Consider the following 13,635-nt stretch of genomic DNA (forward strand, 5'->3'; position numbering starts at 1 on the left):
ATATCCCTGAGAGGATCTTTATGAAAAAAGAACAACTCTATTCCGGGAAAGCAAAAACCGTCTATTCAACTGAAGACCCAGAAGTCTTCTTTGTCGAGTTTCGAAACAGCCTGACAGCCTTCAACGGAGAAAAGAAGGCCGAGATGGAGAAAAAGGGTTATTACAACGCCCAGATTTCGAAAAAGCTTTTTGAGATGCTTGAAGAGAACGGGATCAAGACCCATTATATAAAAATGCACTCCGAGAACGAGATGCTGGTTAAAAAGGTCGAGATCATCAAGCTCGAGGTCATTGTCAGAAACATTGCCGCGGGTTCCATTACTAGAAAGTATCCGATGAAGGAAGGAACGGTTTTTGAATCCCCCGTAATTGCATTTGACTACAAAAGCGATGAGTTCGGAGACCCGATGCTCAACGACGACATCGCCGTGGCCCTTGGAGTGGCCACCCGCGAAGAACTCGCAACCATCAGGAAACTTGCCCTCAGGATCAACGAACTGCTTATCCCCTACATGGATAAGCAGGGAATACGGCTCCCGGACTTCAAACTGGAATTCGGAAGAAAGGACGGAGTAATCCTCCTCGCGGACGAAATTTCCTGTGACACCTGCCGCTTCTGGGACAAAAAAACCGGAAAGTCCCTGGACAAGGACGTATTCAGGTTTGACAAGGGAGACCTTTCAAAAGCCTACGAGGATGTCGCAAGGCGCATTGTACCAGAGATCTTCGAATAATTTATTTAAATCATTTTTTATTTTTTTATTTTTTCAAGTCGTTTCAAAAATATTCGGATGATTCGGATAAGTCGAAAAAATTCGAAATTTTTTCAAAAAAATCAGAAAAAGGCGTCCAGAGTTGTCTGGAAGCGGAAATCCGAAAGCATCCTGGCTTTTTGCACCCATTCAGCCTTTGGAGTCCTGACCCTGCCAGCAAGCTCGCTTACTGCAGCTTCGATGGAGGGAAAGGTCTCGGGCGGGTTTTGAAGGGCTTTTCTGACCCCTTCCCGGACCACCCAGACTCCGAGAGGGGCCCAGTATTCAGGGGTGATTTCCCTCAGGATGAATACGGAGGCCTGTCTTTTTATCGCGGCGAGGTACTCAAGGACGGGAAGCCTTGCGGCGTAGTAGCCCCCTGCAAGGGGCGAATACTGCTTTTTACCGTCAGGACCTTCGCTGTCTTCTCCTATCCAGCTCGATTCCCCGGACCAGACGGTTTTAGGGAGCCAGGCCTCGATTAATTCGAAAGCGTAGCTCCGGGGAAGGAGTAGAATTTCAAAATGGTTTCCGAAATGTGTCCCGGAAAAGAGGCTGATTTCCGAAACCCAGGGGTAGTCCCGGACTTTTTCGTAAATGGCTTTTCCGGTCAGGTCGTCAACCGCGGTTATGGACCAGCGGGTCGGGACAAGTTTACGTTTTTTTCCGAGGAGCCCGATTGAGAAAAGGCGGGAAATCTGTTCAGGTGCGACCTTGCTCCTGTAGAGTTCGAGGGCCGCGTCCTTTGCAAGGGCATCGGTGTCATAGACGAGATAGTCCACTTTTTTAGGGACATTCGGGTTTTCCGCAATTTCAAAGTTTTTGACGAGGCCAGCCGGCCCCATGGGAGAGAGGACGGAATCGAACTTTAGCTCCTGCCTGGGAGCTTTAAAAAACCAGGCCTCGGTATCCACGGGAGTCTTCGAAAGGGCAAGTTCCTGGGTCTTTAAAAGAAGAGGGTTTTCCTTTTTCAGGGCGTCTTTGACATTAAACGTCGTGTTTGCCCTGACAAGGCTGGAGCGCATTGAGATGATGTCCTCGATGGTCAGGTTTCCCCAGCCTGAAGGATCTTCCAGAAAAGCGGCCTCACTGCCCTTTACCAGCGGTGGAATAAGCGGGCCTGCCGAAACTCTTGGGTAACTGTAACTGCCAACAAAAACAGCGGGAGGAGAAGCTCCAAAAACCGAATCTCCGGAAATTATCGGAGATATTGACTTTATGGACTTAAATTTTTCAAGGATAGGACAGCGGGGCCGCCCACAAAGCCCTTTTCCCTTACATTTGATACAGAGTTCTTCTTTCAATTTTATTCAATGTCTCCGCAAATGCTGCAGGATTTTGCTCCGGGGGCGTTTTTGTATAACCAGCCTGATTTCTGGACAAACTTGCACACATTGCACATGCCATCCACTTTCCCCTGGTAACTCAATTTATTTTCCAGAAGGAGAGCCGCAAACTTTTTTATTTCGGCCTGGGTCTCTTCAGAAAAATCAATTTCAGCACCCCGTTTTTCACTCACATACTGGGATACCGCAGCTCTTGAAAGCTCCATGACTTCCGCAACGTCCTGCTGGGTACGCCCATAATCAGAAATCATGACACGTGAAAGTTCCGCCCTGATTGCAGGCAGCACCTTCTGAACCATTATCTCACATGTTGTTTTCATAAAGACCACTTCAATTAAGCGTTTTAAGATATTATATATTTTTTGTGACAGGCAATTATCAAGCGATTAAGCGGAGTAAAAGGCAATAGTCCCTGGAAAAAATCAAATGTTTCCCTAAGTGACCTTCCAGGAGCGGCTTCAATAAGCCGGCTTATCCTTCAATGCCGGTTTATCATTTATAACGCCTCTGCTGCGAGCTCTGTATTTATGAAAAAATCCTGCCGCAGCTTAAAACTCCCACAATGCACACACAGGCATGCAAAAACTGATTAAAATATATGTGCAACCCCGGAACCCGGAAATGTTGCCCTCATCGCCAGAACGAGATGGCCGAAAGGCCATCTCAAATAAACCAATCGAGCCTTTAATGTGAACTTTTAATTCTTAATCTGCTCAGCTGTGAAACCTTTTTGCATGAGTACGTCTTTCATACGGGTCAGGTGATTGCCTTGAAGTTCTACCGTGTTCCCTTTCACGGTACCACCGCATGCAAACTTGGATTTCAGATAGGTGGAAAGCTCGTGAAGGTCAATTTCACTGGCATCAAAGCCCTCTACAACTGTTACTTCCTTCCCATATCTTCGCCGATTAACTTTCACTGTGATCCGCTGTTGCTCCTTTGCCACTTCTTCGCAAATGCAAAGTTCTTTAGGAAGCCCGCAGACCGGGCACATTCCGCTGCTCATTTGTTGGTATGTCCTCCAAATTTGTAATAATTGTATATGTAAAATACATCTAAAAATTACTGAGTAGATATAAAGTACTTATCGATGAAGATATTAAAGCCTAATGGTAATTGTGGGCACTTCAATTAAATCCAGCGCAGGAAAGTAACATGCACTAAATCCTTAAATACAAAACTCAGGCCCCAATAACATTCTTTCCGACTTTAGTCTTCGTATTCTTTATGTACATTAGATACATTATTTATATAGAGCTTATAAATTTTTTGTATTTACTGCATTCAAATATATCTAAAAACCATATACCGTTTCGTATTCCGAAAACAAAAATAGATATAGTTTGAATTTCATATATATATATAGATGATGTTATTAAAAATGATATCATCGATTATATATCAATATATCCAATATATATTATTATAAAGAAATACTAAATAAGCACATTTTATGAAAATGATGACTTAATATAGTCAGCATTCATTTTAAAACCGGAGATATTATCGTGAACGAGCTGATAGGTTTCGTAAACGGAAACAATTTAAGACAGAAAGTGCTGGCCCTGCTTGCCTCAAAAGGGGAAATGGACGGGAAACGTATTGCAAAAATACTCCATATTGCATATCCATCCATGGAGAAGACACTGGGGGAACTTCAAGAAAAAGAACTGATCTTAGAGCAGGAGGAAAAATTCACTCTGACTGACACAGGAGAAAAGATACAAAAAATAGTATTAAGTATCTGAAATTTTTCTCTTTTAAATCCAATCTTTCTTAATTTTTATCTCAAACAGCAGAAGGGCCCCCCTTCCTCGACAGTTTCGGCCTTGCCGGGAATGACAGGAAGGGGATGAATGCTTCAAGACTCATGCCTCATTTTTTCGGTTTTTTTTAACCTGGTACTTTTGGGAGGGATAGTTGACCCTTGCCAGACACGTTCTATTTTTAAAATACTGCAAAGAAATCTTTATCTAACCCCTGTTCCTTTATGTCGGCGTAGTTTGTTTCCTGGTTTATTTCCATTAATCTGAACCCTGATTAGCAGGGATCAATTCATTATTATATAAGCCCGGGGGAAGCTCAGGGCCAGTTCAAGAGACAGCCCCGGCCCCCTATCAGATATGCTTAAGAATCAGAGGCCAAAAACCAGAAGCTAAGAATCAGAGGCCAAAAACCAGAAGCTAAGAATCAGAGGCAAGGCAATGTTACCTGAAGAAGACCTTAAGATCATCAAAGAAAAACTGGGCAGAGAGCCTAACCTTGTTGAACAAGGCTGTTTTTTAAACCTGTGGAGTGAGCACTGTTCCTACCGCTCAAGCGCCCCTCTCCTGAAAACCTTTACCACCACCGGCGAAAACGTCCTGATAGGGCCCGGGGACGATGCCGCAATCCTGAAGTTCGAGGACGGTTACGTGCTCGCCTTCGCAATGGAAAGCCACAACCACCCTTCCTACGTGGACCCCTACAACGGAGCAGCCACAGGAGTTGGGGGGATTGTGAGGGACATAATATCCATGGGAGCCCGTCCGATTGCTCTCATGGACCCCCTTTACTTCGGGACCCTTGACACCCCAAAAAACCTCTTCCTCTTTGAACAGATCATCAAAGGGATTGCAGGCTACGGGAACTGTATCGGGGTACCCGTGCTGAGGGGCGAGACCTTTTTTGACCGGAGGTACAGCGGAAACCCCCTTGTAAACGTGGTCTGCGTGGGCCTCTGTAAAGAAGACGAGGTCGTCATATCCAATGCCCAGACCCCCGGAAACAGGCTCGTACTTGCAGGCTCTGGCACCGGGAAAGACGGGCTCGGAGGCGCGTCGTTTGCCTCAAGAGACCTATCCGAATCCGCCGAAGCCGATGACCGGCCAAGCGTCCAGGTGGGTGACCCCTACACCGAAAAACTCACAATCGAAATGACCCTGGAAGCCATCGGAAAAGGCTATGTGAAAGCCTGCAGAGACCTCGGGGCCGCAGGGCTCGGAGGCGCAAGTTCCGAGATGGCTTTCAAAGGTGGACTGGGCGCCCATATCATCGCGGACAACGTCCCCCAGCGGGAACCCAACATGAACGCCTATGAGATCCTGCTCGCAGAGTCTCAGGAACGCATGCTTTTCGAAGTTGCCCCGGAAGACGTGGATGCCGTACTTGCTCTTGTGGAAAAGTACGACCTGAGCGGAGCCAACATCGGCTACCTGACAGAAGAAAAGACCTACACCGTGGAATTCAAAGGAGAAAACGTTGCAGAGCTTCCAATCGACTTCCTCACAGGCGGAGTCCCCATCTTCGAGCGCCCCTCAAAAGCCCCCGAAGCCAGGAAAGAAGAGAGCAAACCCGAAAAACCCGAAATTCCGACAGACCTGAAACAGGCTGTCCTGAATGTACTCTCCTCCCACAACCTCGCCTCCAAAGAGTGGATCTACAGGCAGTACGACCATGAGGTCCAGCTCAGGACCGTGGTAAAACCCGGAGAAGACGCAGGAGTCCTCAAGATAACCGACAAACACGGCCTTGCCCTTTCCTGCGGCTGTCAGCCGAGGCCTACCCTGCTCGACCCCTATGAAGGAGCAAAGGCCACGGTTTACGAAAACGCAATGAACCTCGCCGTAAAAGGAGCGGAACCCCTTGCCCTCGTAAACTGCCTCAACTTCGGAAACCCGGAACGTCCGGAAATCTACTGGCAGATCAAACAGTCCGTCCTGGGCCTGGGCGACGGAGCCAGAGAACTTTCCATCCCGGTAGTCGGAGGAAACGTGTCCCTCTACAACGAAAGTGACGAGTACAAAACCGCAATTCCCCCGACTCCCTCAATAGGCGTGATCGGAAAGGTGGAACTCGACATCCCCTTCACCTCAGGCTCCTTTACCGGGCCGGGAGAGAGCATCATCCTTATCGGGGAAACAAAGCCCGAAATGGGAGGCTCGGAATACTACACCCTCCTCGGAAAAACCGAAGCCGGAACCGCCCCGAAGGTCCCCAAAAACGCCACAGCAACCGTAAAAGCCGTAAGAGATGCCGTCAAAAGCGGCAAAGTCACCTCGGCCCACGACCTTTCTCTGGGCGGGCTTGCCGCAGGCCTTGCCAGGATGTGCGGGACAAACGGCGCCGAAATAGACCTTTCTAAAATCTCCGCAGGGTTACAGGCCGATGAAGTCCTCTTCGCAGAATCTCCCGTGCGAGCCCTCCTTGCAACATCCGAACCCGAAGCGGTCCTGGCCCTCCTCGGAGACCTGCCCTGCACCATTATCGGGAAAACCGGAGGAAAAGACCTAAGGATAAGAGGAGAAGGCTTTGAAATCGCCCTCTCCCCGGAAGAGCTTTCCGAAGCATACGGGAGCCTGACCAGATTTATGGTCAACTAACCCCACCTAAAATCTTAGCCTTCAGGCTAAGATTTTAGAGTAAGGGGCTTGTTTCGGCAAGTCCCTGGTTGACCAGATCGCCAGTAAGGAGCTTTGTAATACTGGCAGCCGATACGAAAGAATATTATAGTTACCCTGGAATGCCGCCTCAGTTTCAGGCTCTAAGGATGCTGGTTAAACAGTCCTGAGAGGTAGGGACAGTGCTTGCATCATACAAACCTTTCAGTATCAGATCGAGAGGGAGCCGGATTTGGTGGGTTGACTCCATAGCCCCCAATACGCATAACTCCAAAAAATGGAGGTAAACTCTATGCTAGTTTACATAATAAACCAGAACGGAAAACCACTAATGCCCTGTAAACCTTCGAAAGCCAGAAAGCTTTTGAGGGAAGGCAAGGCCAAGGTTTTGAGAACTACACCCTTTACTATTAAACTGCTTTTCGGAAGCAGTGGGTACACTCAGCCCGTGATAGCAGGCATAGACTCAGGCTCGAAAGTTGTTGGCTGTGCGGCTATTGCTAACGGAAAAGTACTTTATCAATCAGAAGTTCAATTAAGGCAAGATGTTTCTAAAAAGATGGATCAACGGAGGATGTACCGAAGAAACCGGAGAGGCCGGAAAACAAGGTACAGGCCCGCAAGGTTCAATAATAGAGCAGTTTCGAGGAAAGAAGGAAGGCTGGCCCCTTCAATCAGGAGTAAGCTGGAGTCCCATATCAGAGAAAAAAACTTTGTGGAATCCATCTTACCGGTTACAAAGTGGAAGGTCGAAACGGCTTCCTTTGACATTCACAAAATAACGAATCCGGAAGTTTCAGGTATTGAGTATCAGGAAGGTCCACTGAAGGATTTCTACAACGCCAGGGCTTTCGTACTGGACCGGGACGGGTACACATGCCAGCACTGCAAAGGTAAATCAAAGGATAAGCATTTGCAGTGTCACCACATCATTTTCAGGTCTGATGGAGGCTCCGATACTCCAGAGAACCTTATTACCTTATGCCGAACCTGCCACCAGGCCCTCCATGCCGGAGAGTTTGAGTTAAAGAAAAAGCAATCAAAAACCAAACATGCAACCGACATGGGAATTATCAAAAGCCAGCTTAAAAAATCAAGTTGGAACTTTGAAGAAACTTTTGGACATGAGACAAAGTTCAAAAGAGAGCAGTTTTTAAAGCTCCCTAAAACTCACTATAATGATGCTATTGCCATCTGCTGCGAGGACGGACAAACGGTAAAGCTGGATAATACGGTTTACCATAAAAAACATGTTTCTGCCGGGGACTTCCAACAGACAAAAGGTGCTAGATCAGAAAAGAAGATTCCAACCGGTAAAATATACGGGATTAGAAAATTTGACCGTGTAAAATCAGTTAAAGGAGAAGGGTTTGTGAAAGGAAAAAGAGCCACCGGCTTCTTTGCAATTCAAGATATATTTGGCAATGTGATATCAAACAGTGTTAATGTAAAGAAAAACTGTACTCGCCTCTGTGCGAGAACTACAACTTTAATCCAGGCGGTGAATGTTTGAACGCATTCCTCCCCCACCTGCCAGTTCCGCCAAAGCCGGAACTGTCGAGGAAGGGGTCTCCTGCTGAGGTAAGATGAAATGATTTATTCATCATCCCCTATTTTTTCATCATCCCCTATTTTTTCATTTTTAAATTCAAACATCCTCTTTTTTCGAATAAAAATCAGAAATCTCAGGCTCGGAACCCAAATAACAATAGCTATTAGTACCTAATCCACAATTTTTTCTGATATGAAAGCGGTATGTGTGTGTGGAGATGTCCACCTTCCGTATAATCCAAAATGGTACTGGCCAGCCAAAGGCACCCCCGACAGGCCGGATCTGGACCGGTACTTTGACAGGAAGACGATATTTGCAAAGTTTCAGACCGTGGGGAGGGGCCTGCTCCGCCTGAACAACCTGGTGCTGGAATCCATTGAAAACGGGGGGAAGTATGCCTTTAACCTCTCGGGCCCCTTCCTTGACCAGTGTCGCTGGGACCCTGAACTTAGCGCTTCCTTCCGGGAACTTTTAGAATCAGGGAGCGTGGAATTTACAGGAAGCTGCCGCTACCATTCCCTCAGTGCCCTTTACCCGGACCTTTCCTGGTTCAGGGAAGAAGTAAGCCAGCAGACGGCCCTGCTCCAGGAGTTTTTCGGGGAGAGTCCGAAAACTTTCGTAAATACCGAGCTTTTGCTTTCGGGCCGGGTGGAGGCCATCCTGGCGGATATGGGATTTAAGAGTATTATTGCGGAAGGTTCACAAAACCTCCTTAACGGCTACGATCCCTCTTACATCTATGAAAACCACCTCCCTACCCTGCTCAGACACATCAACCTCAGTGAAGACCTTGAGACCCGCTTCTCGGACAGGAGCTGGAAGGGATACCCCCTGATCCCGGAAAAGTTCGCGGACTGGATAAGCAACATGGAAGGAGACGTTGTCACGATCTATTTCAATTACGCAAACCTCTGCCTGCACCACAGGAAAGAAAGTCTGATTGCAGACTTTATAAGGAAACTACCCCTGGAATTGAAAAAACGGGGGATTGAGATGCTTACTCCCTCGGAAGCGGTCTCCCGCTTCAAGCCCAAAAAACTCCCCACCCTCAGGACTGAGCAGACAATTCGCTACGGCATGAACAACGCGCTTGGAAACCGGGCCCAACAACTTTACCTGCGGGAACTTGTGAGGGTTGGGGAAGAATTTAAAGAACTTTCAGAGAAAAGAGATTACACGGACTTCAGGAAGATCTTCGGCTACCTCCAACAAAGTGATATCCTCTTTTCCATGAGTTCCGGGGAAAACATCCGGGAAGGCTATGAAAAAGCCGTGAACTATTACTCGATCCTTTCAGATTTCAGGCGGGCTATCCTGGAGGAAGGGACATGACTTCCCTCTGCATGTACTTCCAGTTACACCAGCCCTTCAGGGTGCGCCAGTTCTGGCCTGACGACAGGACAGGCTTTTTCAGATACTTTGACGAGACTGGAAACAGGGAAATTTTTAAAAAAGTAGCCAAGAAGTGTTACCGGCCCACAAACCGGGTGCTTCTGGAAGCCCTTGACGAACACGGGAAAGACTTCAAGTTCTCCCTCTCGACAACAGGGACCCTCCTGGAACAGTGTGAACTCTGGGAACCGGAAGTGCTCGATGATTTCCGGGAAATGGCAAAAAGCGGGAAGGTGGAGTTTCTGGATGAGACCTGCTACCATTCCCTGGCCAGTCTCTTTGAGGACAAAACGGAGTTTATTGAGGAGATTAAAGAACACAGGCAGCTGATGTCCGAACTTCTGGGTGTAAAACCCCGGATATTCCGGAATACCGAACTTCTATATAACAACAGCATAGGAGAAATCGCGGCGGAACTGGGCTACAAAGCCATACTTACGGAAGGGGCTGACCACATGCTCGGCTGGAGGTCTCCGAACTTTCTGTACCGGGCAAAGGGTTCAGGGATCCCCATCCTCCTCAGGAACTACAAGTTAAGCGACGACATAGGATACCGTTTTTCGGCCCGCTGGTGGGACGAGTATCCCCTGACCGCGGAGAAATGGGCGGGCTGGGCCTCGGGAATAAGGGATGACACGGTCAATATTTTCATGGACTATGAAACCTTCGGGGAACACCAGTGGAAGGAAACCGGGATCTTCGAGTTTCTGAGAAACTTACCCGGAGAAGTTCTGAAGACCCACCTGAGCTTTGACACCCCCTCCGAACTTATAAAAAAATACAGGCCTATTGCCGAACTTGACATCGGAGACTTTTCCACCATTTCCTGGGCCGACATGGAACGCGACACAAGCGCCTGGCTGGGAAATGATATGCAAAGGCGCTGTTTTGATGAAATGAAACTCCTGGAGCCTTACGTAAAGCAGACGGGAGACGCAGAACTGCTGCGCATCTGGAAACATCTATTAACATCGGACCACTATTATTATATATGCACCAAATGGCTGGGGGACGGAGATGTCCATTCTTATTTCAGTGTGCACCCTTCACCTTTTGATGCAGCTGTTAACTTCATGGCAGTACTGATGGATTTTAAGGCAAAGGTCTTTAAGAAATTCAGGGAGACTGCCGGACTTTAAGGCAAAGGACTTTAAGAAAATCAGGGAAACTGCCGAAAAACAGATTGGGGCCAGACGGGTTTGATTTTGCGAGATTTCAGGGACAGACTGACGGCGAGTTTATAGGCCATAACAGTTTGTACCTGCATCCGAAAACGGATTCAAAATAAGCTCACAGTGGGGGATTCAAAAGTTACCGGGATCCGTCGGAGACGGGATAGGGGCCCTTACTCGAAGAGAAAAAGGAGAGAAATCAGCAATGGTTCAGGACTTATGCATGTTTGCGGGCTGGGAAGAAGATACGGAAATCGTATGGTTCAAGATACATTACCCCGCAGGAAAAGGAAATCTGGCTTCTATTTTGAATTTTCTGGAAGAACGTGATGTGGGAATAAAGATAGGGCATATAGACAACACCGAATCCAAAGATGTGGGTTACTATTCCATTTTTACCCGGATAAAAAAAGGTGTGGACCTGGATAAATTTACACAGGAGATGAAAGCTCTCGGCCCCGTAAAGGACATTGAGTACGGAATTTCCAAATATAATATGATCTATTCCGTGGATTTCCCCATGAATGTAATCGGGGCCAGGGCAATCATCGCAAGGGCGAAGACCCTTGTGGACGTAATCAAGACTTTTTACGAAAATGCCCCCCATGCGGAAGGTCTGCTTATCCAGTCAGGCCTGAAGGGAGGTATCGAGGCCGCAAAATATTTTGAGAGCGTCATGCCCCTGGACATGAATAACGCCGGAGACATGATTGCCGAGCTTTTCTTCGCGGTTGGCTGGGGACGGCTTGACATTGAATGTGACTGCGAGACCATGGCTGGGAGAGTAATTGTGAGAGACTCTTTTATCGCCGACGTCTGGGGAGATTCCGACCAGCCGGTCTGCGCTTTCATAAGTGGCTACCTTGCAGGCTATTTTACCCAGGTGACAGGCAGGCCCATCCAGGTACGGGAAGTCAGCTGTAAGGCCACCGGACATGAGGTCTGCGAACACGTAATCTCTCCAGCCCCCGAAACCATGAAGCTCGAACACCTGATGAGAGGGGAAAGGTCTTGATTAAACAGCCGAATGTTATCCTTGGAAACGCCGACCTTCTGGTAACCATGGGAACGAAAGGGGAGATTTTCGGGTTTTTTTATCCCCGAAGAGACCACGCCCAGCATGTCGAAGAGTCCCTCGCCTGCATCCATACAGGGGAAAAGCTCCTCTGGACGAACAGCAACGAATGGAGTGCCACCCAGAACTATATTGAAGACTCCAACATCGTGTCCACAAAACTCTACCACGATTCCGGCATCCGGATTTCCATTCTCGACATGGTACACCCCGAGGTGCCCGTACTGATCCGCAGGTTCAAAATCCAGTCCCAGAACAAACTCTCAGGCAAGTTCTATTACTATTCAAACTTCAATGTAGGGGAAACTTCAAAGAAGAATTCGGGTTTTTGCGATACAGAAGAAGGCCTGATTGCGCAGTACTGGCAGGAATATTACCTGGGGCTCTATACCATCCCCGAATTTACGGAATGGCAGATAGGCAAGGCAATGGACACTATCTGGTGGACAAATTCCAAATACGACATGGAAGACGGAGAACTTCAGAAAAACAAGGAAGACATAGGCAACATCAACAACGCGGCCGGCTGGGAACTGGACCTGCAACCCGGGGGTTCAAACGAGTTTATCATCTTCCTAGGGGCCGCCTCCACCCGCCCTCGCCTCTACAAGCGGATGAGAGAACTCTCGAAGCAGTCTCTTGATTTCATTTTTGAAAAAACAAGGGAATACTGGGTCATGTGGCTTTCCAAGAAAAAGGTCCTGAAGTTGCCGGGACTGGAGGCCCAGAGCAACCTGCGCCAGGAACTTTTCAATTCTTATAACCGCGCTCTTCTGAACCTTTACCTCTTAAACGACCATAAACACGGCTCCTTTGTTGCGGCCCCGGAGTTTGACTCGAACTTTGAGAAATGTGGAGGTTATGGTTTTTGCTGGAACCGGGACTCTGCCGAGCTTGTACTTGCCCTCAAACATTCGGGATACCCCGAATATTGTGAAAACTTTTTCAAATGGTGCATCCGGGCCCAGATGCCGGACGGGTCCTGGTTCCAGCGTTACTGGCTCGACGGGAGCACGGGCCCTTCCTGGGGCAACTTTGACTATTCCAGCCAGATCGACGAAACGGGTTCCACCCTCCATGCAATGGACATCTACTACCGTGTCCTGGAAGGCCTGAAGAAAGTTGAGTTTCTGGAAGAAGTCTGGATCTCGGTCCTGCGGGGGGCTGAGTATCTGATGAAACGGAGCAAATCCGGCCTGCATGAGAGCTGCATGGACCTCTGGGAAACCTATTACGGGGTTTTTACCTATACCAACGCCGCGGTCTATGCGGGGCTCATGGGGGCTGCCCACCTGGCCGAGGAAAATCAGGAAATCGGGCTTGCGAGGCGCTGGCGTAAAAGGGCAGATTTTGTAAAACAGGCCACTATCGACCGTTTATGGTTGAAGGAAGGGTATTTTGCAAAAGGGGTTATCAACGACAGGCTTGACAAAACCGTTGACGCAAGCATCCTTGGGGCTTATCTCCCATTCGGGATGCTTTCCCCGAAAGTGCCCCTGGAAAGGGACATGATCATGTTCATGATCGATAATATACAGAAAACATTATCCTGCCCCGTAAATGGACATTACGGGATCAGGCGTTATGAAAACGACAATTACATAAACGGCAACCCCTGGATTGTTACAACCCTCTGGCTTTCGGAGGCCATGTTCGCCCTTGCCCTCGACCTTCCCTATGAGGTAGAGGAGGACCCGTACGCAGAGGTCCGAAAAAGGTTTACTGAAGAGGGGATCAAATTCCTGAAATGGACTCTTGCAGGCACAACAAGCGCAGGCCTCCTCCCCGAACAGGTGGACAAGTCAACCGGGAGGCCTGCCTGGGCCATCCCCCTTGGCTGGAGCTGCTCCCTGATGATTGATAACATCCTGCTCCTGGATAAGATATGCAGGATAAATGAGGGGGAAGAAATTGAGCCTTGAAAAGGGAACAAAAAAGGGAAATTTGAAAAAAACTTGAAAGAAAAA

Annotated in this window: 11 protein-coding genes; 8 read left to right on the forward strand and 3 right to left on the reverse strand. The window is 48.2% G+C overall.

The window, feature by feature from the left end; all coding sequences use genetic code 11:
- Positions 1 to 20 precede the first annotated feature (20 nt).
- The gene (gene purC / locus ACZ5QV_RS09375) at positions 21 to 734 is read left to right on the forward strand and encodes a phosphoribosylaminoimidazolesuccinocarboxamide synthase (protein WP_464599571.1); all 714 of its coding nucleotides are present in this window, start codon (positions 21 to 23) and stop codon (positions 732 to 734) included.
- A 101-nt stretch (positions 735 to 835) separates the two neighbouring features.
- Here purC and ACZ5QV_RS09380 read toward each other — a convergent pair whose 3' ends face one another.
- From ACZ5QV_RS09380 to yciH, 3 genes are all read right to left on the reverse strand, one after another.
- Entirely contained in the window at positions 836 to 2,056 is a 1,221-nt protein-coding gene (locus ACZ5QV_RS09380; protein ID WP_464599572.1) for an Nre family DNA repair protein, read from the reverse strand.
- A 2-nt stretch (positions 2,057 to 2,058) separates the two neighbouring features.
- A complete protein-coding gene (locus tag ACZ5QV_RS09385) occupies positions 2,059 to 2,418 on the reverse strand; it encodes a transcriptional regulator (protein WP_464599573.1) in 360 nt (119 codons plus the stop codon).
- Positions 2,419 to 2,795: 377 nt separating this feature from the next.
- Positions 2,796 to 3,104, reverse strand: a complete 309-nt coding sequence (yciH, locus tag ACZ5QV_RS09390; RefSeq protein WP_464599574.1) for a stress response translation initiation inhibitor YciH — start codon at positions 3,102 to 3,104, stop codon at positions 2,796 to 2,798.
- Between the two features lie 502 nt (positions 3,105 to 3,606).
- On the opposite strand from yciH, the gene ACZ5QV_RS09395 reads away from it, so the two are divergent.
- The 7 genes from ACZ5QV_RS09395 (at position 3,607) to ACZ5QV_RS09425 (ending at position 13,590) form a co-directional block, all read left to right on the forward strand.
- Positions 3,607 to 3,846, forward strand: coding sequence for a winged helix-turn-helix domain-containing protein (locus ACZ5QV_RS09395; protein ID WP_464599575.1), 240 nt, complete (start codon positions 3,607 to 3,609; stop codon positions 3,844 to 3,846).
- A gap of 456 nt (positions 3,847 to 4,302) precedes the next feature.
- Positions 4,303 to 6,459, forward strand: a complete 2,157-nt coding sequence (gene purL / locus ACZ5QV_RS09400) for a phosphoribosylformylglycinamidine synthase subunit PurL (protein ID WP_464599576.1) — start codon at positions 4,303 to 4,305, stop codon at positions 6,457 to 6,459.
- 310 nt (positions 6,460 to 6,769) lie between these two features.
- On the forward strand, positions 6,770 to 7,990 hold the full coding sequence (gene iscB / locus ACZ5QV_RS09405) for an RNA-guided endonuclease IscB (protein ID WP_464599577.1): 1,221 nt from the start codon (positions 6,770 to 6,772) through the stop codon (positions 7,988 to 7,990).
- 231 nt (positions 7,991 to 8,221) lie between these two features.
- Positions 8,222 to 9,361, forward strand: a complete 1,140-nt coding sequence (locus tag ACZ5QV_RS09410; protein ID WP_464599578.1) for a glycoside hydrolase family 57 protein — start codon at positions 8,222 to 8,224, stop codon at positions 9,359 to 9,361.
- Positions 9,358 to 10,560 carry a glycoside hydrolase family 57 protein gene (locus ACZ5QV_RS09415; RefSeq protein ID WP_464599579.1) on the forward strand — a complete coding sequence of 401 codons (1,203 nt, stop codon included), beginning with the start codon at positions 9,358 to 9,360 and terminating at the stop codon, positions 10,558 to 10,560. The genes ACZ5QV_RS09410 and ACZ5QV_RS09415 overlap by 4 nt, the downstream gene beginning before the upstream one ends.
- Positions 10,561 to 10,798: 238 nt before the next feature.
- Positions 10,799 to 11,608: a V4R domain-containing protein gene (locus tag ACZ5QV_RS09420; RefSeq protein WP_464599580.1), complete on the forward strand. Its 810-nt coding sequence runs from the start codon at positions 10,799 to 10,801 to the stop codon at positions 11,606 to 11,608.
- Positions 11,605 to 13,590 carry a glycoside hydrolase family 15 protein gene (locus ACZ5QV_RS09425; RefSeq protein ID WP_464599581.1) on the forward strand — a complete coding sequence of 662 codons (1,986 nt, stop codon included), beginning with the start codon at positions 11,605 to 11,607 and terminating at the stop codon, positions 13,588 to 13,590. The genes ACZ5QV_RS09420 and ACZ5QV_RS09425 overlap by 4 nt, the downstream gene beginning before the upstream one ends.
- The last annotated feature ends 45 nt before the right edge of the window (positions 13,591 to 13,635 follow it).

The sequence above is a fragment of the Methanosarcina baltica genome (genome assembly GCF_055394095.1).